Source organism: Pseudomonas sp. 14P_5.3_Bac1, from assembly GCF_025466135.1.
In the GTDB taxonomy this organism is placed as follows: Bacteria; Pseudomonadota; Gammaproteobacteria; order Pseudomonadales; family Pseudomonadaceae; genus Aquipseudomonas.
Window position 1 is genome coordinate 25,662 of record NZ_JANLOF010000024.1, and the last position, 20,957, is coordinate 46,618.

A 20,957-nucleotide genomic window follows, 5' to 3' on the forward strand; every position below is an offset into this window, starting at 1 on the left:
TTCTCCTTTAGAAACGCGCCACGCCGAAGCTGTTGGGTTGCAACTGCCGCCTCTGGGCCTCATGGCAAATGTCCAGCAGGTAACCCAGCAGCGTGCGGGTATCGCGTGGATCGATCAGCCCGTCGTCCCACAGATTCGCGCTGCCATAGAGCGCGGTGGACTGGCTGTCGAGCTTCTGCGCGGTGACCTGTTCGAGCATGTCGAGCACCTTGGGGTCGGGCACCAAACCCTCCTTCAATTGCTTGGCCTCGGTGACGATGCGCAGCACCTTGCCCGCCTGCGCGCCGCCCATCACCGCCGTGCGGCTGTTGGGCCAGGCGAAGATAAAGCGCGGGTCCAGGCCGCGGCCGCACATGGCGTAGTTGCCGGCGCCGTAGGAGCCGCCGACCACCACCGTGAGTTTAGGCACCCGCGCATTGGCCACTGCCTGAATCATCTTCGCGCCGTGCTTGATCACGCCGTGTTGCTCCGACTCGGTGCCCACCATGAAACCTGTGGTGTTGTGCAGGAACAGCAGCGGCGTGCGGCTCTGGTCGCACAGCTGGATAAATTGCGCGGCCTTGCTCGCGCCTTTGGGCGTGATCGGGCCGTTATTGCCGATCACGCCGACGGCGCGGCCTTGGATGTGCAAATGGCCGCAGACGGTGTGGGCGTCGAACTCGCCCTTGAATTCGAGGAAGTTGGAACCGTCGGCCAGGCGCGCGAGGATTTCGCGCACGTCGTAGGGCTTTTTCGGGTCGTCGGGGATCAGCCCCAGCAGCTCTTCGATGGGGTACAGCGGTTCTGTGTAACTGCGTGTTGGCGCACGCGGCAGGTGCTCAGCCCAAGGCAACAGGCTGACGATCTCGCGCACGATGCGCACGCCGTCGGCATCGTTTTCGGCCAGGTATTCGGCGGTGCCGGCGGTTTGCGCGTGCATCTGGGCGCCACCCAGTTCCTCATCGGTGGCCACTTCGCCGGTGGCGGCCTTGAGCAGCGGCGGTCCGGCGAGAAACAGCTTGGCCTTGCCGCGCACCACCACCACGTAATCCGACAGCCCCGGCTGATACGCACCGCCGGCCGTGGCCGAGCCGTGCACCACGGTGATCTGCGGCAGGCCCATGGCCGACATGCGCGCCTGGTTGGCAAAGCTGCGGGCGCCCTCGACGAAAATCTCGGCGGCGTAGTTGAGGTTGGCACCGCCGCTTTCGGCGAGCGTCACCACCGGCAGTTTGTTTTCCATGGCGATCTGTTGCAGGCGCAGGGATTTTTTCAGCCCCGTGGGGGAAATGGTGCCGCCCTTGATCGCGCTGTTGTTGGCCACCACCAACATGCGCACGCCACTGACGTAGCCGATGCCGGCGATCAAACCGCCGCCGGCCGCGCTGCCGTCTTTGTCGTCGTGGAGTTTGTAGCCGGCCAGGCTGGCCAGTTCCAGGAACGGCGCGCCGGGGTCCAGCAGCAGGTTGAGGCGCTCGCGGGGCAGCAGTTGGCCGCGCGTGTCGAACTTGGCTTTGGCTTCCTGCGCCTTGCTGAGCAGGGCGTGCTCCAGTTGGCGCAACTGCGCGATGGCGGCCAGCATCGCCTCGCGGTTTTGCGCGAACTGCGGGCTATGGGCGTCGATCAAGCTTTCAATCACCGGCATGGTTTATTGCTCCGCCTTGAGCACGTCGGGCAGGTAGGCGCGGTGGAAACCATTGAACGGCTCGCTCGGCGGTTGCGCCTTGGGCAGCGGCCAGGCGCGGCTGCCCAGGCTGGCGGCGCCGTCGATGCGCAAGGTGCTGCCGCTGATGAACGCGGCGGCGGGGCTGAGCAGGAACACGATGGCCGCGCTGACCTCCGATTCGGTGCCGATCCGCTTGAGCGGCACGTGCTCGCGCAGGGTCGGGATCACCGCCTTGAAGGCGCCTTCGTAGGTGTCCATGCCGCTGGAGGCAATCCAGCCCGGCGCCACGGCGTTGACGCGCACGCCGGCATAACCCCATTCGAAGGCGGCGGTTTTGGTGAAGTTGTCCATGCCCGACCTGGCTGCGCCCGAGTGGCCCATGCCGGGCATGCCGCCCCACATGTCGGCGAGCATGTTGACGATGGCGCCGCCGTGTTTGCCCATGGATTGATTGAACACTTCCCGCGCCATCAGGAAACCGCCGACCAGGTTGGTGCGCAGCACGGTTTCAAAGCCCTTTTGATTGATCGAGGCCAGGGGCGACGGGTATTGGCCGCCGGCGTTATTCACCAGCCCGTGAATCGGCCCGTGTGCGTGGAGGATCTGCGTGACCAGCGCCTTCACCGCGTCTTCATCGCGAATATCGCAAGCCTGCCAATGCGCCGTGCCGCCGTCTTCGGCGATTTCCGCGGCCACCGTTTGCAGTTTTTCCGGTTTGCGCCCCACCAGAATCACTTGAGCGCCGAGGGCCGCGAGTTCATGCGCGGTGCAGCGGCCAATGCCACTGCCGCCACCGGTGACGATCACGGTTTGCCCGTGGAACAGGTCGGCTTTGAAGATTGAGTCGAAGGCCACGGCAACGCTCCTTTTATTTGAGTTGATCGGCGATGTGTTGCGGCACGGCGATGGGAATTTCCAGCAGTTGCTGGGCGAAGGCTTTGCCCTGCGGGTCGATGCGCAGGCTGGCGATACCGCCGCCGCCCAGGGCGTTTTCCAGCAGGAAATTCAGGCTGTGGCTGCCGGGCAAGTACCAGCGTTCGACGCGGCCGTGGAAGGGGTCAAGCACGTGGCTCATCCAGTCGACGATCACTTGCGGGGTCAGCACTTCGGCGATCCACGGCAAGTAGTCGGGATGGCGGGCGATCACGCCGATATTGCTGTGGTTGCCTTTGTCGCCGGAGCGCGCGACGGCCAGTTTCACCAGCGGCACGCTGGCGTCGGCGCGGCCCTGGGGCTTGGGCGGGTCGATCGGCTCAGCCGGGGTGACCAGTGGCGCAGAGGCGGGCAGTTCAATGGCGTGACGCTGGCCTTGGAAGTCGATCACCAGCTCACAGGATGATTTATCGATCAGGAACGAAAACAGCCGAATCAGCGGATACACCGTCGGGCGGCCGCCAACAATTCCGGTCAACCCCGGCGCCATACCGGTGGCTGCCTGGGCGATCTCGCGGGCGAACAGCACCAGCGCCTGTTTGCTCGGGTGCCGCACTGCCAGCTTGACCACCACTTCGCGGCAATCCTGACGCTGGGCGTGCGCGCCGTAGGTGGCTTCGCTGCCGAGCAGTTCGATGTTGACCTCGGTGTAAGGCGCCCAGCCGCGCTGGCTGAACAGTTGAGAGGTCTTGTTGATGAGCGCCTGGCTGACACGCTCGGCCTTGGCCACCGCGTCGATCCCGGCGATCAGGCAGCTGGCGGTGCAACGAAAACCGTCCGGGTAGGTGGCGCTGACTTTGTACTGATCGGTGGGCGGCAAACCTTTGGCGCCGTGCAGGCGCACTTGGTTTTTGCCCTGCTGCTGCAGTTTGACCTGGCTGAAGTCGCAGATCACATCGGGCAGCAGGTAGGCGCGCGGGTCGCCGATTTCATACAGCAGCTGTTCGGCCACGCTGAGTTCGCTGATCAGCCCGCCCGTGCCGTCGACTTTATTAACGGTGAACTGGCCGTCGGCACTGACCTCGACGATGGGAAAACCGATGTGCTCGTAGTCCGGCACGTCACGCCAATCGGTGAAGTTGCCGCCCGTGCATTGCGCGCCGCATTCGATGATGTGCCCGGCGAGGGCAGCTTGGGCGAGGCGGTCATAGTCCTGCCATGACCAGTTGAATTCGTGCACCAATGCGGCGCTGACCACGGCGCTGTCGACCACGCGGCCGGTGATCACGATGTCGGCGCCCAGCTCAAGTGCCTTGGCGATGCCCGGCGCGCCGAGGTAGGCGTTGGCCGACACGCACATCGGCGGCAGCGGCGCGCCGTTGAACATATCGCTGACGCCGTGCAGGTGCTTGAGCTGCGGTTGCAGGTCATCGCCCAGCAGCACGGCGATTTTCAGCGGGATTTGCGCCTTGTCGCAGGCTGCTTGCAGGGCGGCGGCGCACGCTTGCGGGTTGATGCCGCCGGCATTGCTGATCACGCGGATGCCCTGGCGCTGGATGTCGCCCAGCAGCGGCGTGAGCACTTCGACGAAATCCGTGGCGTAGCCGGCCTGAGGGTCTTTCATCCGTGCGCCGGCAAGGATCGACAGGGTGACTTCCGCCAAATAGTCGAACACCAGGTAATCCAGCGCGCCGCCGTGCACCAGCTGGGCGGCGGCGGTGCAGGTGTCACCCCAGAAAGCGCTGGCGCAGCCGATACGTACCGTCTTGCTCATGAGAAATCCGTCCTCGAATGGCTGGCGTCGAGACTACCAAGCAAGCGCTTGGTTTGTAAACTCTGTACACAAGTTTTGCCCAAGCGCTTGCTTGGGTGGCGGCCACGGCCTAAATTGCCGCCCACGACGTCAGCACACGTGAAGGAGAGAGGCATGGATGAGCAAAAAGCCCTGAGGGTGATGCGCACCATGGTCGATGCCGGCCAATTGACCGACCCCGACAGTGCCCGGGGCAAATTGCTGCAAACCGCAGCTCACCTGTTTCGCAACAAAGGCTTTGAGCGCACCACCGTGCGTGACCTGGCCAGCGCGGTGGGCATTCAGTCCGGCAGCATCTTTCATCACTTTAAGAGCAAGGACGAGATCCTGCGCGCGGTGATGGAGGAAACCATCCACTACAACACCGCGATGATGCGCGCCTCACTCGAGGAAGCGAACAGCGTGCGTGAACGCGTATTGGCGCTGATTCGCTGTGAGTTGCAGTCGATCATGGGCGGCAGCGGCGAGGCCATGGCGGTGCTGGTCTACGAATGGCGTTCGCTGTCGGCCGATGGCCAGGCTCAGGTGCTGGCGCTGCGGGATGTGTACGAAGACATCTGGTTGCAGGTGCTGGGCGAGGCCAAGGCCGCCGGTTACATCAGGGGCGATGTATTTATCACCCGGCGTTTCCTCACCGGCGCATTGTCGTGGACCACCACGTGGTTCCGCGCCCAAGGCAGCCTGACCCTGGAGCAATTGGCCGAAGAAGCCCTGCTGATGGTGCTGAAGGCCGATTGAGGCGCAAGCCATTAATTTGCCGATGGAAAGTTGTCTCACCTGACAAAAACGCCTAGCTTATCGCCATCAGAGTATTAAACGGTGTGTGCCTCAATGTTTTCGCCATGGCGGCTGGCTGCAGGACTAACTTTATGGGCACTGGGCACCGCGGGGTGGATGCCGGCTTCGGCTGCGCAATTGGTGAGGATCGGCGCCGCGCATTTTCCGCCCTACACCGTACGCCCCGAGCAAGGCGCCGACACCGGTTTACTGCCGCAACTGGTCGAGGCGCTGAACGCCTCGCAAACCGACTACCAGTTTGTACTGGTGCCGACGTCGATCCCGCGGCGTTTTCGCGATTTCGAGCAAGGCCGGGTCGACATGGCGATCTTCGAAAATCCCGATTGGGGCTGGCAGAACATTGACCACACTGCCGTGGACATGGGGCTTGAGGACGCGGAAATTTTCGTCGCCCAACGTGAGCCCGGTCGCGATCAGCGCTATTTCGCCGACCTCAACGGCAAGCGTCTGGCCGTGTTCAGCGGTTATCACTACGCCTTTGCCAACTTCAACCCCGACCCCAAGTACATGACCGAGCATTTCAACGCCACGTTGACCTATTCCCATGACAGCAACTTGCTGATGGTGGCGCGCGGGCGTGCGGACATCGCACTGGTCACGCGTTCGTACTTGAGTGATTTCATGGTGCGCAACGCGGACATGGCCGGGCAGTTCCTGGTCTCGGAGCGGATTGACCAGGTGTACCACCACTACGCGTTGCTGCGGCCAAAGGCACCGATTACCGGAGCGGCGTTTGCCGAGATGCTCAAGCGCCTGCGCGATAACGGGCAGCTGTTGAAGATCTTCGAGCCGTATCGCATTGATGTGACAGCGGTGCACTGAGCGCGGATCAGGCTTGCTGTGGCGGGTAGGCTTGCTGTGGCGAGCGGGCTTGCCCCGCGTTGGGCTGCGAAGCGGCCCCAATAAAGCCGCCGCAGGTTTTCAGTCAGACCGCAGTGTCTGGTTCAGGGCTGCTGCGCAGCCCGACGCGGGGCAAGCCCGCTCGCCACAACAAGCCCGCTTGCCACAGCAACCCTGCCCACCACAACAAGCCCTTTCCCCATACTCAGACTCGACGTGCAAACGTATCGCTGTGGCTGCCCGACACTTTGCGGCAATGCACCAGCGCATCACGAATCATGAAGTTCACCAGGGTCGGCGAGACGCCGAGTTCCTTGGCGATGTCCTTTTGCGGCACGCCGTGCAGGCGATACATCTCGAACGCGTAACGGGTGCGTTGGGGCAATTGCGTCAGGGCGTCGGCGATGTTTTCCAGGGTGTTGAAGTTGATGTGCGAGGTTTCCGGTGAAGCGCCGTGAATGACCACATTCAAGCCTTCCTCTTCGGTCCCGGAGTATTTGAGTTCCAGGGCCTGCTTGCGGTAGTGATCGATCGCCAGGTTGCGCACGATCTGGAACAGATAACTCAGTTGGGCCTTGAACGATGAGGTGATCGTCGGCGCCGATTGCAGCCGGAAGTAGGCGTCCTGCACCACGTCTTCGGCGCGCGAGCGGCAGCCGGTAATGCGTGCCGCGATCTTCACCAGAATCAAACGATTGTCGACGAATGCCTGGAGAAGCGGTGAGTCGCACCTGCCTGTGAATACTTGTTCCGTCATGGAAATCACCTTGTCGCAAAAGAGGTTAGGGGAGGGCGTCCGTGCTGAGGCCTCCTACACATCGGGCAACAAATTATGCTTAATGATAATGATTGTCAAATGAGAAGACGAACTAATCTTATGCCTTTCTGAAAGGTGTGAACCAGGTCTCGCGCTTGCCCGCAGACTAATTATTTGCCGGCACCGTCCGTTCTCATGGGTGACAGGTCCGTTAACAAACGGCCAGGGATCAGCGCCCGCAGGAGGACGACATGGGTTTGTACGGTGCATACAGCGTGTTTCAGTTTGAAGCCTTTAGCCTATCGGGCGCCCTCAGCCTGATGAGAGCGCTCAGCCGATGAGTACCGCCACGCGACTGCGCCTGTTTTGCCTGCCCTATTCGGGGGCCAGCGCCATGGTCTATGCGCGTTGGCGTCGGGCTCTGCCGGATTGGTTGCAAGTGTGCCCACTGGAATTGCCGGGGCGCGGCATGCGCATGGATGAGCCGTTGCAGCGCGACATCAAGGCCTTGGCAGCGCAGTTGGCGGATGAAATCAGCCGTGACCTGAACGGCCCGTATGCCCTGTTCGGCCACAGCCTCGGCGGCCTGCTCGCCTTCGAATTGGCCCACGCCCTGCGCGAGCGCGGTGCGCCTGAGCCGCTGGCGTTGTTTGCCTCTGGCACCGCCGGCCCGGCGCGCCGTGATGTGAGCGACTACGCCATTGAAAAGACCGACCAACAACTGATCGCCCGCCTGCGCGAATTGCAGGGCACCGCCGAAGAGGCCCTGGCCAACCCCGAATTGATGCAGTTGATGCTGCCGATCCTGCGCGCCGACTTCCTGCTCTGCGGCAGCTTCACCTACGGCCAGCGCGAACCGCTGGGCATGCCGATCCACGTGTTTGGCGGCAAGCAAGACAGCGTGCGCGCCGACCAGTTGCTTGACTGGCAGGCCGACGCCGCCAGCGGCTTTTCCCTGGACATGTTCGACGGCCACCACTTCTTTCTCGTGCAGCACGAAAGCGCCGTGCTGCGTTGCCTGCGGCGCTACGCCGACGAGCACCTCGCACGCTGGCGTAGTGACGCGGCGCGGCAGCTGGCCGCCGTCTGAACGCTCTCTATTTCTCGATTTTCCCGTAAGCCGATTTCAGGCAGGAACCCCATGATGGACGCCTTCGAACTTCCCCGCACTCTGGTCCAGTCCCTTCAACGTCGCGCCGCGCAGACCCCGGACCAGGTGGCCCTGCGCTTCCTCGCCGACTCTGCCGAGCAAAACGTTGTGCTCAGCTACCGTGACCTGGACCAGCGCGCCCGCGCCATCGCCGCCGCCTTGCAGGCCAATGTGGCGTTGGGCGAGCGCGCGGTGCTGTTGTTCCCCAGCGGCCCGGACTACGTCGCGGCGTTTTTTGGCTGCCTGTACGCCGGGGTCATCGCAGTGCCGGCGTATCCGCCAGAGTCCACGCGCCGGCATCATCAGGAGCGCTTGCTGTCGATCATCAGTGACGCCGAACCTCGCTTGCTGCTGACCATCGCCAGCCTCGGCGGCGGCCTGGCGCAGATCGAAAACGCACCCCCGGTGCTGAGCGTCGACACCCTGGATGCACAGCTCGCCGAGCGCTGGGTCGAACCCGAACTGCACGCCGACGACATCGCCTTCCTGCAATACACCTCCGGCTCCACCGCATTGCCCAAAGGCGTGCAAGTCAGCCACGGCAACCTGGTGGCCAACGAAGTGCTGATCCGCCGTGGCTTCGGCATCGACCTCAACCCGGATGACGTGATCGTCAGCTGGCTGCCGCTGTACCACGACATGGGCCTGATCGGCGGCCTGCTGCAACCGATCTTCAGTGGCGTGCCGTGCGTGTTGATGTCGCCGGCGTACTTCCTTGGCCGGCCGCTGCGTTGGCTGGAGGCGATCAGTGAATACCGCGGCACCATCAGCGGTGGCCCGGACTTCGCCTACCGCCTGTGCAGCGAGCGGGTCAGCGAATCCGCCCTGGAGCGCCTCGACTTGAGCACCTGGCGCGTGGCCTATTCGGGCTCTGAACCGATCCGCCTCGACACCCTGGAGCGCTTCGCCGAGAAGTTCGCGACGTGTGGCTTCACCCCGAACAATTTCTTCGCCTCCTACGGCCTGGCCGAGGCGACCCTGTTCGTCGCCGGCGGCACCCGTGGCCACGGCATCCCGGCCTTGCGCCTGGATGAACAGGCGTTGGCCGCCAACCGCGCCGAACCGGGGCAGGGCAACGCGATCATGAGTTGCGGCACCAGCCAGCCGGAGCACGCGGTGTTGATCGCCGACCCGCACACGCTGAGCGAACTGCCGGATAACCACGTCGGCGAACTGTGGGCCAGCGGCCCGAGCATCGCCCACGGCTACTGGCGCAACCCGCAAGCGTCGGCCAAGACGTTTGTACAGCACGCCGGCCGCACCTGGCTGCGCACCGGCGACCTGGGTTTTATCCGCGAGGGCCAGGTGTACATCACCGGTCGCCTGAAAGACCTGCTGATCGTGCGCGGCCACAACCTGTATCCCCAGGACATCGAACAAACCATCGAGCGCGAAGTGGAAGTGGTGCGCAAGGGCCGCGTTGCCGCTTTTGCAGTGAATGACCAAGGCCTGGAAGGCATCGGCATCGCCGCCGAAATCAGCCGCAGCGTGCAGAAAATCCTGCCGCCCGAGGCGCTGATCAAAGCCATCCGCCAGGCCGTGGCCGAGGCGTATCAAGAAGCCCCGAGCGTGGTGGTGCTGCTCAACCCCGGCGCCTTGCCGAAGACCTCCAGCGGCAAAGTGCAGCGCTCGGCCTGTGCCCTTCGCCACGCCGATGGCAGCCTCGACAGCTACGCGCAGTTCCCCGACCTGCAAGCGCACACGAGCGATGCGGCGTTGGAATCCGATCTGCAAAACCAGATCGCCGCCATCTGGTGCGAGCAGTTGCAGGTCGCAACCGTTGCGGCCGATGACCACTTTTTCCTGCTCGGCGGTAACTCCATCACCGCCACCCAAGTGGTCGCCCGCCTGCGCGAAACTCTGGGGCTGGAGCTGAACCTGCGCATGCTGTTCGAAGCGCCGACCCTGGCGAGCTTTGCCGCAAGCGTTGCGCAATTGCAGCAGGACGGCGGCGTTGCTCAAGGCGCGATTCATGCCTTGTCGCGCCAGGACGACCTGCCGCAATCCCTGGCGCAAAACCGCCTGTGGATCACCTGGCAACTTGACCCGCAGAGCAGCGCCTACACCATCCCCGGCGCCTTGCGTTTGCGCGGCGAGTTGGACGAAGACGCCGTGCGCGCCAGCTTCCAGCACCTGATCCAGCGTCACGAAGCCCTGCGTACGCGTTTCTACGAGCGCGACGGCCAGGCCTTCCAGCGTGTGCAGGCAAGCGCCGAATTCGACCTGCAAATTATCGACCTCAGCGACCTGCCGGGCGCCGAGCGTGAGGCGCGCGCGCAGCAGATCCGCGAAGACGAGGCGCGCACCCAGTTCGACCTGGAAAAAGGCCCGCTGCTGTGGGTGACCCTGGTGCGCCTGGACGATGAAGATCACCAATTGCTGGTGACGCTGCACCACATCATTGCCGACGGTTGGTCGCTGAATATCCTCATCGACGAATTCTCGCGCCTGTATGCCGCCGCAACGCAAGGCCAGACCCTGGAGCTACCACCATTGGCCCTGCAATACGCCGACTACGGCAGCTGGCAGCGCCAATGGCTGGCCGAAGGCGAAGGCCAGCGGCAACTGGCGTACTGGAAAACCCAGTTGGGCGAGGAACATCCGAGCCTGAGCCTGGCCACCGACCATCCGCGCTCGTCGCAACAACGCCACAGCGCGTCGCGCCATAGCGTGCGCCTGGAGGCCGGCCTCAGTGCAGCGATTCGCCAGACCGCCCAAGACCACCAAGCCACCCCGTTCATGCTGCTGCTGGCGGCGTTCCAAAGCCTGCTCTACCGCTACAGCGGCCAGCGCGATATTCGCATCGGCGTGCCGAATGCCAACCGCCCGCGCCAGGAAACCCAAGGCCTGATCGGCTTCTTCATCAACACCCTGGTGCTGCGCGCCGAGCTGGATGGCCGTCTGCCGTTCGATCAATTGTTGGCGGCCACCCGTCAGGCTGCGTTGGGCGCCCAGGCGCATCAGGACCTGCCGTTCGAGCAACTGCTGGAAGCCTTCCCGCACGCCCGCGAACAGGGCCTGTTCCAGGTCATGTTCAACCACCAGCAACGCGACCTGAGTGCCTTGCGCCGCCTGCCGGGCATGCTGGCCGATGAGTTGCCATGGCACAGCCGCGAGGCCAAGTTCGACCTGCAACTGCACAGCGAAGAAGACCGCAACGGGCGCTTGAGCCTGTCGTTCGACTACGCCGATGAGCTGTTCGACAGCGCAACCATTCAGCGTCTCGCCGAGCACTTCATCAACATGCTGCACGCCGTGTGCGAGCAACCGCAACAGGCCATCGGCGACTTGCAGCTGATGCACGCCGACGAACAACAGCCGTGGAGCGCCGCGCCGTGCACGCCGGCGCAGCAGTGGCTGCCGGAGTTGCTCAGCCAACACACCGCGGACAACACCGCGCTGGTCTGGCAGGACGGCAACCTGACCTTCGCCCAACTGCACACCCAGGCCAACCGCCTGGCCCATTACCTGCGTGACAAGGGCGTTGGCCCGGATGTGTGCGTGGCCATCGCCGCCGAACGCTCGCCGCAACTGTTGATCGGCTTGCTGGCGATCATCAAGGCCGGTGGCGCCTATGTGCCGCTCGACCCGGATTACCCCGCCGACCGCCTGGCCTACATGCTCCAGGACAGCGGCGTGCACCTGCTGTTGACCCAAACCTCACTGCTCGAGCTGCTACCGGCACCCGAAGGTGTGTGCGTGATCGCCATGGACAGCCTGCACCTCGACAGCTGGCCGACCCAGGCACCGGGTTTGCATCTGCATGGCGACAACCTCGCCTACGTGATCTACACCTCCGGCTCCACCGGCCAGCCCAAGGGCGTGGGTAATACCCATGCGGCGCTGGCCGAGCGATTGCAGTGGATGCAAGCCACGTATCAACTCAACGACACTGATGTGCTGATGCAAAAAGCACCGATCAGTTTCGACGTGTCGGTGTGGGAGTGCTTCTGGCCATTGATCACCGGTTGCCGCCTGGTGCTGGCCGGCCCTGGCGAGCATCGCGACCCGCACCGCATCGCGCAGTTAGTGCAGGAACACGGCGTAACCACCCTGCACTTTGTGCCGCCGCTGTTGCAGCTGTTTATCGATGAGCCGCGGGTGGCCGAATGCACCAGCCTGCGCCGCCTGTTCTCCGGCGGTGAAGCCTTGCCCGCCGAACTGCGCAACCGCGTCTTGGCACAGTTGCCGGCGGTGCAATTGCACAACCGTTATGGCCCGACGGAAACCGCGATCAACGTCACCCACTGGCAGTGCCAGGCCGAAGACGGCGAGCGCTCGCCGATTGGCCGGCCGCTGGGCAATGTGATCTGTCGCGTGCTGGACGAACACCTCAACCCATTGCCGGCCGGTGTGCCGGGCGAATTGTGCATCGGCGGCATCGGCCTGGCGCGCGGTTACCTCGGCCGCGCCGGGTTGACCGCCGAACGTTTCGTCGCCGACCCCTTGGGCGAGGCGGGCACACGCCTGTACCGCACCGGTGACCGTGTGCGCTGGAGCGCTGATGGCGTACTCGAATACCTCGGCCGGCTCGATCAGCAGGTCAAACTGCGTGGCTTTCGCGTGGAGCCGGAAGAAATCGAAGCACGCCTGTTGGCCATGGACGGCATCGCCCAAGCCGTGGTGCTGGTGCGTGACCAGCAACTGATCGGCTACTACACCGCCAGCACCGCGCTGGACGAGCAGCAGGTAAAAACCGCCCTGGCCGCCGAGCTGCCGGAATACATGGTGCCCGCGCAACTGCTGCGTCTGGAGGCGATGCCGCTGAGCCCCAGCGGCAAACTGGACCGCCGTGCCTTGCCGGCGCCGGTGTGGCAAACCCGTGAACACATCGAACCCCGAACTCCGTTGCAGCAGCAGATTGCGGCAATCTGGCGCGAAGTCCTCGGCCTGCCTCGCATTGGCCTGGGCGACGACTTCTTCGCCCTCGGCGGCCACTCGTTGCTGGCCACTCAAATCATCTCGCGCACCCGCCAGGCCTGCGACGTCGAGCTGCCGCTGCGCACTTTGTTCGAAGCCAGCGAGCTGGGCGCGTTTGCCGAGCAAGTCGGGTTGATCCAGGCCTCGGGCCAGCGCAACCAGCAAACCGCCATCGCCAAGGTCGACCGCAGCGCGCCGGTGCCGCTGTCCTATTCGCAGCAGCGCATGTGGTTCCTCTGGCAGATGGAGCCGGACAGCCCGGCCTACAACGTCGGTGGCATGGCGCGCCTGCGTGGCGTGCTGGACGTGGGGCGTTTCGAGGCGGCGTTGCAAGCCTTGATCATGCGTCACGAAACCCTGCGCACCACCTTCCCGAGCCTCGACGGCGTGGCCCAGCAAAAGGTCGCGCCGCAAACCGGCCTGCGCATGGACTGGCAGGATTTCTCGGCGCTCACTGAAGCCGAGCGTCAGCTGCGCCTGCAACAACTGGCCGACCACGAAGCCCATACACCGTTCAACCTGGAAACCGGGCCACTGCTGCGGGCGTGCCTGGTCAAGGCCGGCGAGCAGGAACACTACCTGGTGCTGACCCTGCACCACATCGTCACCGAAGGCTGGGCGATGGACATCTTCGCGCGTGAACTCAGCGCGCTGTACGAGGCTTTTATCGACGAGCGCGATTCGCCGCTGGCGCCGTTGCCGGTGCAGTACCTCGACTACAGCGTGTGGCAGCGCCAATGGCTGGAGTCCGGCGAGCGTCAGCGCCAACTCGACTACTGGATCGGGCAGCTTGGGCATGAGCATCCACTGCTCGAACTGCCCGGCGACCGCCCGCGTCCGCCGGTGCAAAGCCATCAGGGCGAGCTGTACCGCTTTGACCTGAGCGATGAACTGGCCGCCCGCGTGCGCGCCTTCAATGCCGAACGCGGCCTGACCCTGTTCATGACCATGACCGCCACCCTGGCCGTGTTGCTCTACCGCTACAGCGGCCAGACCGACCTGCGCATCGGCGCGCCGGTGGCCAACCGCATTCGTCCGGAAAGCGAAGGGCTGATCGGCGCATTCCTCAACACCCAGGTGCTGCGTTGCCAGCTCACTGGGCAGATGAAGGTGGGCGAGTTGTTCGAGCAGGTGCGCCACACCGTGATTGAAGGCCAGTCCCATCAGGACCTGCCGTTCGATCATTTGGTGGAAGCCCTGCAACCCCCGCGCAGCGCGGCCTACAACCCGCTGTTCCAAGTGATGTGCAACGTGCAGCGCTGGGAATTCCAGCAGAGCCGCCAACTGGCCGGCATGACCGTCGAGTACCTGGCCAACGACGCGCGTGCGACCAAGTTCGACCTCAACCTGGAAGTCACCGACCTCGACCATCGCCTGGGTTGCTGCCTGACCTACAGCACCGACCTGTTCGACGAACCGCGCATTGCGCGCATGGCCGAGCATTGGCGCAACTTGCTGGAGGCATTGATCGCCAACCCGCAGCAGCGCCTCAGCGAATTGCCGTTGCTGACCGCCGCCGAGCAGCGCGCGTTGCAGGACAGCCTCGGTATGGAAGCGGGCGAGCATTGCCTCGATCAGTGCATTCATCAGTTGTTCAGTCAGCAGGCGAGCAAGCGTGCCGATGCGCCGGCGCTGACCTTTGCCGGTGAAACCCTTACCTACCGCGAACTGGACGCCCGCGCCAACCGCCTGGCGTGGATGCTACGTGAGCGCGGCGTCGGCCCACAGGTGCGCGTCGGCCTGGCGTTGCCGCGTTCCCTGGAAATGGTGATTGGCTTGTTGGCGATTCTCAAGGCCGGTGGCGCCTATGTGCCGCTCGACCCTGAATACCCGCTGGACCGCTTGCTCTACATGATCGAAGACAGCGGCATCGGCCTGCTGCTCAGTGACGCGGCACTGTTCGAAGCCCTTGGTGAGCTGCCGGCGACGGTGGCGTGCTGGTGCCTGGAAGATGACCTGCCGATGCTCGCCAATTACTCGGCCGACGAGCTGCCCTTTATCAGCTTGCCGCAACATCAGGCGTACTTGATCTACACCTCAGGTTCCACCGGCAAGCCCAAAGGCGTGGTGGTGTCCCACGGTGAAATCGCCATGCATTGCCAGGCGGTGATCAAGCGCTTTGGCATGCGTGCGGACGATTGCGAACTGCACTTTTATTCGATCAATTTCGACGCCGCCACCGAGCGTTTGCTGGTGCCGCTGCTCAGCGGCGCGCAGGTGGTGTTGCGCGCCCAGGGCCAGTGGGATGCCGAAGAAATCTGCGCGCTGATTCGCACCCATCGCATCAATATCCTCGGCTTCACCCCAAGCTATGGCAGCCAGTTGGCGCAGTGGCTGGCGACTCAGCAGCAAACCTTGCCGGTGCGCATGTGCATCACCGGCGGTGAGGCGCTGACCGGCGAACACTTGCAGCGTATCCGCGCAGCGTTCCAGCCCGAGGTGTTTTTCAACGCCTACGGCCCGACCGAAACCGTGGTCATGCCGCTGGCCAGTCTGGCGCCCGAGCACGTGGAGGAGGGCGCTGGCAGCGTGCCGATCGGCAGCATCATCGGCGACCGCGTGGCCTACATTCTCGACGCCGACCTGGCGCTGGTGCCGCAGGGTGCGACCGGCGAGTTGTATGTCGGCGGGGCCGGTCTGGCGCAGGGTTACCACCAACGCCCGGGCATGACCGCAGAGCGTTTTGTCGCCGACCCGTTTGCTACCAATGGCGGGCGTTTGTACCGCACCGGCGACCTGGTGCGCCAACGCGCCGATGGCCTGGTGGAGTACCTGGGCCGTATCGACCATCAGGTGAAAATTCGCGGTTTCCGCATTGAACTGGGCGAAATCGAAACCCGCCTGCTGGAACACCACGCGGTGCGCGAAGCGGTGGTGCTGGCGCTGGATTCGCCGAGCGGCAAACAGCTGGTGGCTTACCTGGTCAGCGACGCCGACCACGGCACACTGCGCGACGCGCTCAAGGCACACCTCAAGACGCAACTGCCGGACTACATGGTGCCTGCGCACCTGATCGTGCTGGACAGCATGCCGCTGACCGCCAACGGCAAGCTCGACCGCCGCGCCTTGCCGCAACCGGACCCGGAGGCGAACCGCCAAGACTACGTGGCGCCACGCAACGAACTGGAGCACACCTTGGCCGCGATCTGGTGCGCGGTGTTGAACGTGCAGCAAGTCGGTCTTGACGATAACTTCTTTGAACTGGGCGGTGACTCGATTCTGTCGATCCAGGTGGTCAGCCGTGCGCGGCAGGCCGGGATTCACTTCAGCCCGCGCGACCTGTTCCAGCATCAAACCGTGCAAACCCTCGCGGCCGTGGCCACGCGGTCCGAGCGGGTCAGCGCCGAACAAGGGGTGCTGACGGGCAGCTCGGGCCTGACGCCGATCCAGCATTGGTTTTTCGATACGGCGATTCCGAATCGTCAGCACTGGAACCAGGCGTTGCTGCTCAAACCGCTGCAACTGCTCGACCCTCATCGCCTGGAGCAAGCGCTGTTGGCGGTGCTGGAACACCACGACGCCCTGCGCCTGAGCTTTACGCCGCGCGATGCCCAATGGCACGCCGAGCACTTGGCCGTGCCGCGCGGCGGCGTGCTGATGCAGGCGCAAGTGCGCGATATGGCGCAGTGCACCGCGCTGTTCACCGACACCCAACGCAGCCTCGACCTCGAACACGGTCCGCTGCTGCGCGCCTTGCTGGTGGATGGCCCGCAGGGTCAGCAACGCCTGCTGATCGCGATTCATCACTTGGTGGTGGATGGCGTGTCGTGGCGCGTATTGCTTGAAGACCTGCAAACCGTCTACCGCCAACTGAGCGACGGCCAATCGGTCAGCCTGCCGGCCAAGACCAGCGCCTTGCGTGATTGGGCTGCGCGTTTGCAGGCCTATGCGAGCAGTGAATCCCTGCGTGAAGAGTTGAGCCTTTGGCAAGACCGGTTGGCCGGTGCTGCGGCGGTATTGCCGGTGGATCGCCCACACGGTTCGCTGCTCACTCGGGATGCCGACACAGTCAGCGTGCGCCTGGACGCGCAACACACCCGCCAGTTGCTGCAACAGGCGCCAAGCGCCTATCGCACTCAGGTCAACGACCTGCTGCTGACGGCGTTGGCCCGTGTGCTGTGCCGCTGGAGTGGTCACGATTCAGCGTTGATCCAGCTGGAAGGCCATGGCCGTGAAACCTTGTTTGATGACATCGACCTGACCCGCAGCGTCGGCTGGTTTACCAGTGCTTACCCATTGCGCTTGACCCCGCAAGCAGAGCAGAGCGCGTCGATCAAGGCGATCAAGGAGCAACTGCGCGGCGTGCCGCACAAGGGTTTGGGCTATGGCGTGCTGCGTTACCTGGCGGACGATCTGTGCAAGCAGACCATGGCCGCACTGCCAAGCGCCGACATCACCTTCAACTACCTCGGCCAGTTCGACCAGAGCTTCGGCGCCGATGCGCTGTTCCACCCGCTGGATGAGCCAGCCGGCCTGGCGCATGACCCGCAGGCGCCGTTGCCCAATGAGCTGAGCGTCGACAGCCAGGTGTACGGCGGCGAACTGGTGCTGCGCTGGACCTTCAGCCGCGAGCGCCACGATCAACAGACCATCCGCGAACTGGCCGAGGCCTACCTGGGCGAACTGCAAAGCCTGATCGCGCATTGCCTGAGCGACGCTGCCGGCGGCCTCACGCCGTCGGACTTCCCGCTGGCGCACCTGACCCAGCCACAACTCGACAGCCTGCCGGTGCCGGCCAGCGCCATCGAAGACGTGTACCCGCTGACGCCGATGCAGGAAGGCCTGCTGCTGCACACTTTGCTGGAACCGGGCACGGGCCTCTACTACATGCAGGACCGCTACCGCATCAACAGCGCGCTCGACCCGCAGCGGTTTGCCCAAGCCTGGCAGGCGGTGATCGCCCGTCACGAAGCCTTGCGCGCGTCGTTCTGCTGGAACGTCGGCGAAGACATGCTGCAAGTGATTCACAAGCCGGGCAGCACGCCGATCGAGTACCTGGACTGGAGCGCCGATCCGGAAAGTGAACAGGAGCCGCGCCTGCAAGCCTTGCTCAAGGCCGAGCGTGAAGCCGGTTTCGATCTGCTTAACCAGGCGCCGTTTCACCTGCGTCTGATCCGCGTTGGTGAAGCGCGCTACTGGTTCATGATGAGCAACCACCACATCCTCATCGATGCCTGGTGCCGTTCGCTGTTGATGAATGACTTCTTTGAAATTTATATGGCCCTGGGCGAAGGTCGCGAAGCACAGTTGGCCACACCGCCGCGCTACCGCGATTACATTGCCTGGCTGCAACGCCAGAACCTCGCCGAAGCGCGCCAGTGGTGGCAGCACAACCTGCAAGGTTTCGAGCGCACCACACCGATCCCGAGCGACCGGCCGTTCCTGCGTGAACATGCGGGCCATAGCGGCGGCATGGTGGTGGGCGACTGCTACACCCGCCTGGAGGTACGCGACGGTGCGCAACTGCGTGAACTGGCGCAGGCCCATCAACTGACCGTCAACACCTTCGCCCAGGCGGCATGGGCGTTGGTGCTGCGTCGCTTGAGCGGCGAGCGTGACGTGTTGTTCGGCGTTACCGTGGCCGGGCGCCCGGTGGACATGCCCGAGATGCAACGCACTGTCGGCCTGTTCATCAACAGCATCGCGCTGCGGGTGAAACTGCCTGAAGACGGTCAGCGCTGCAGCGTGCGCCAGTGGTTGAGCGGCTTGCTTGACAGCAACATGCAGCTGCGCGAGTACGAGTACCTGCCGCTGGTGACCATTCAGGAACACAGCGAATTGCCCAAGGGCCAACCGCTGTTCGACAGCCTGTTCGTGTTCGAGAACGCGCCGGTGGAGGTCTCGGTGCTGGACCACGCGCAAAGCCTGAATGCCACCTCGGATTCCGGCCGCACCCACACCAACTTTCCGCTGACCGCGGTGTGCTACCCGGGCGATGACCTCGGTTTGCACCTGTCCTACGACCAGCGTTACTTCGACGAGAGCACCGTGCAGGGCATGCTCGGCGAGTTCAAGCGCCTGCTGCTGGCGCTGGTGCAGGGTTTCCATGGCGACATGGCCGACCTGCCATTGATTGGCGCGCAGGAACGTGAATTCCTGCTCGACGGCTGCAACCAGAGTGAGCACGTCTACCCGTTGGAGCGCAGCTATGTCGAGCTGTTCGAGGCGCAGGTGGCCGAGCATCCACAGCGCATCGCGGCCAGCTGCCTCGACCAACAGTGGAGTTACGACGAATTGAATCGGCGCAGCAACGGTTTGGGTCACGCGCTGATCGCAGCAGGCGTTGGCCTGGACCAGCCGGTGGCATTGCTGGCCGAGCGTAACCTCGACTTGCTGGGCATGATCATCGGCAGCTTCAAGGCCGGCGCCGGTTATCTGCCGCTGGACCCAGGCCTGCCAAGCCAGCGCCTGAGCCGGATTATCGACTTGAGCCGCACGCCGTTGCTGGTGTGCACCGAGGCGTGTCGCGAGCAGGCAATTGAATTGCTGGAAGGTACCGACTGCCAGTTGCTGGTGTGGGAGGAAGTGCCGGGCCGTGGGGAAAATCCAGGTGTCTACAGCGGCCCGGACAACCTCGCCTACGTGATCTACACCTCGGGCTCCACCGGGCTGCCCAAAGGCGTGATGGTCGAACAGCGCGGCATGCTGAATAACCAGTTGAGCAAGGTGCCGTATCTGGACCTGAGCCCGGCGGATGTAATCGCCCAAACTGCGTCGCAAAGTTTCGATATTTCCGTGTGGCAATTCCTCGCTGCGCCGCTGTTTGGCGCGCGGGTGGATATTGTGCCGAATACGGTCGCCCATGATCCGCAAGGTTTGCTGGCCCATGTGCAGGCCCAGGGCATTACTGTGCTGGAAAGCGTGCCGTCCTTGATCCAGGGCATGCTCGCCCAGGAACGCATGAGCCTGGACGGCCTGCGCTGGATGCTGCCGACGGGCGAAGCAATGCCGCCGGAGCTGGCGCACCAATGGCTGCTGCGGTATCCAGATATTGGCCTGGTCAACGCTTATGGCCCGGCGGAATGTTCGGATGACGTGGCGTTCTTCCGCGTCGATCTGGCGTCAACCCAAGGCACTTATTTGCCGATTGGCACCCCGACCGACAACAACCGGTTGTACGTGCTCGATGGCGCACTGGCGTTGGTGCCACAGGGCGCGGTTGGCGAGCTGTGTGTGGCGGGGACTGGTGTGGGCCGTGGTTACGTCAGCGATCCGTTGCGCACGGCGCAGGTGTTTGTGCCCAACCCGTTTGGCGCACCCGGCGAGCGTCTCTATCGCACCGGCGACCTGGCACGTCGGCGCAGCGATGGCGTGTTGGAATATGTGGGGCGTATCGACCACCAGGTGAAGATTCGCGGCTACCGCATCGAGCTGGGTGAAATCGAAGCGCGCCTGCATGAACAGCCGCAGGTGCGTGACGCCGCGGTGGGTGTACAAGAGGGCGTCAACGGCAAGCACTTGGTGGGTTACCTAGTGGCGGCGGATGAAAGCCTCAACCCGAGCGAGCGCCTGGACCGCATCAAGCAACGCCTGCGCGCAGAGCTGCCGGAATACATGGTGCCACTGCACTGGTTATGGCTCGAGCGCCTGCCGCTGAACGCCAACGGCAAACTCGACCGCAAGGCCCTGCCGACCCTGGAGATCGGCCAGTTGCACAGTCAGGACTACCTGGCGCCGCGCAACGAACTGGAAACGACGTTGGCGGCTATCTGGGCCGAGGTACTGAAAGTCGACAAGGTGGGCGTACAGGACAACTTCTTCGAGCTGGGCGGGCACTCGTTGCTGGCCACGCAGATTGCCTCCCGCGTGCAGAAAACCCTGCAACGCGATGTGCCACTGCGGGCGATGTTTGAGTGCAGCACGGTGGCGGAGTTGGCTGAGTACATCGAGGGGGTGGCGGCGAATGAAATCAGTGCCGAGAAGGTGGATCGGTTGAGTGATTTGATGGCGGAGTTGGAGGGGCTTTAAGGAAAACTGGAACAACTGGCGGTGAGAGAAATTGTGCTTATTTCCGCCTTTGTTTGTAGGATATCGACCTCGAGTGGCGTAGGTGATTTCCATAATACTGTTTTTATATACAGTGTTTTAAGGGCTGTTGCCTGATGGGAAGCAAATGAGTGAAAAACGGGCCTGTGGCAAAAAAAGGCAACTCCGTTAGGTT

At 63.8% G+C, this 20,957-nt stretch carries 8 protein-coding genes; 4 read left to right on the forward strand and 4 right to left on the reverse strand.

What is annotated here, in order from left to right:
* Positions 1 to 7 precede the first annotated feature (7 nt).
* Genes atuC through NTD89_RS06325 form a run of 3 tightly spaced genes read right to left on the reverse strand, consistent with a single transcriptional unit; the run spans position 8 to position 4,292 of the window.
* A complete protein-coding gene (atuC, locus tag NTD89_RS06315; RefSeq protein ID WP_262206760.1) occupies positions 8 to 1,624 on the reverse strand; it encodes a geranyl-CoA carboxylase subunit beta in 1,617 nt (538 codons plus the stop codon).
* A 3-nt stretch (positions 1,625 to 1,627) separates the two neighbouring features.
* Positions 1,628 to 2,500, reverse strand: coding sequence for an SDR family oxidoreductase (locus tag NTD89_RS06320; RefSeq protein WP_262206761.1), 873 nt, complete (start codon positions 2,498 to 2,500; stop codon positions 1,628 to 1,630).
* Between the two features lie 13 nt (positions 2,501 to 2,513).
* A complete protein-coding gene (locus tag NTD89_RS06325) occupies positions 2,514 to 4,292 on the reverse strand; it encodes an acyclic terpene utilization AtuA family protein (RefSeq protein ID WP_262206762.1) in 1,779 nt (592 codons plus the stop codon).
* Between the two features lie 153 nt (positions 4,293 to 4,445).
* On the opposite strand from NTD89_RS06325, the gene NTD89_RS06330 reads away from it, so the two are divergent.
* Both NTD89_RS06330 and NTD89_RS06335 read left to right on the forward strand, forming a co-directional pair.
* The gene (locus NTD89_RS06330) at positions 4,446 to 5,069 is read left to right on the forward strand and encodes a TetR/AcrR family transcriptional regulator (protein ID WP_262206763.1); all 624 of its coding nucleotides are present in this window, start codon (positions 4,446 to 4,448) and stop codon (positions 5,067 to 5,069) included.
* 93 nt (positions 5,070 to 5,162) lie between these two features.
* On the forward strand, positions 5,163 to 5,951 hold the full coding sequence (locus NTD89_RS06335; RefSeq protein WP_145158827.1) for a substrate-binding periplasmic protein: 789 nt from the start codon (positions 5,163 to 5,165) through the stop codon (positions 5,949 to 5,951).
* A 223-nt stretch (positions 5,952 to 6,174) separates the two neighbouring features.
* Here NTD89_RS06335 and NTD89_RS06340 read toward each other — a convergent pair whose 3' ends face one another.
* Positions 6,175 to 6,726: an RNA polymerase factor sigma-70 gene (locus NTD89_RS06340; RefSeq protein ID WP_145158825.1), complete on the reverse strand. Its 552-nt coding sequence runs from the start codon at positions 6,724 to 6,726 to the stop codon at positions 6,175 to 6,177.
* A gap of 337 nt (positions 6,727 to 7,063) precedes the next feature.
* Between NTD89_RS06340 and NTD89_RS06345 the strand changes: the two genes are divergently transcribed.
* Entirely contained in the window at positions 7,064 to 7,816 is a 753-nt protein-coding gene (locus NTD89_RS06345) for a thioesterase II family protein (RefSeq protein ID WP_262206764.1), read from the forward strand.
* Positions 7,817 to 7,867: 51 nt separating this feature from the next.
* Positions 7,868 to 20,764: a non-ribosomal peptide synthetase gene (locus tag NTD89_RS06350; protein WP_262206765.1), complete on the forward strand. Its 12,897-nt coding sequence runs from the start codon at positions 7,868 to 7,870 to the stop codon at positions 20,762 to 20,764.
* The last annotated feature ends 193 nt before the right edge of the window (positions 20,765 to 20,957 follow it).

What these genes read in the sequence shown, in the direction of transcription:
- atuC (WP_262206760.1), bottom strand. Translation starts at nt 1,624, where the DNA reads ATGCCGGTGATTGAAAGCTTGATCGACGCCCATAGCCCGCAGTTCGCG.
- NTD89_RS06325 (WP_262206762.1), bottom strand. Translation starts at nt 4,292, where the DNA reads ATGAGCAAGACGGTACGTATCGGCTGCGCCAGCGCTTTCTGGGGTGAC.
- NTD89_RS06330 (WP_262206763.1), top strand. Translation starts at nt 4,446, where the DNA reads ATGGATGAGCAAAAAGCCCTGAGGGTGATGCGCACCATGGTCGATGCC.
- NTD89_RS06345 (WP_262206764.1), top strand. Translation starts at nt 7,064, where the DNA reads ATGAGTACCGCCACGCGACTGCGCCTGTTTTGCCTGCCCTATTCGGGG.
- NTD89_RS06335 (WP_145158827.1), top strand. Translation starts at nt 5,163, where the DNA reads ATGTTTTCGCCATGGCGGCTGGCTGCAGGACTAACTTTATGGGCACTG.
- NTD89_RS06350 (WP_262206765.1), top strand. Translation starts at nt 7,868, where the DNA reads ATGATGGACGCCTTCGAACTTCCCCGCACTCTGGTCCAGTCCCTTCAA.
- NTD89_RS06340 (WP_145158825.1), bottom strand. Translation starts at nt 6,726, where the DNA reads ATGACGGAACAAGTATTCACAGGCAGGTGCGACTCACCGCTTCTCCAG.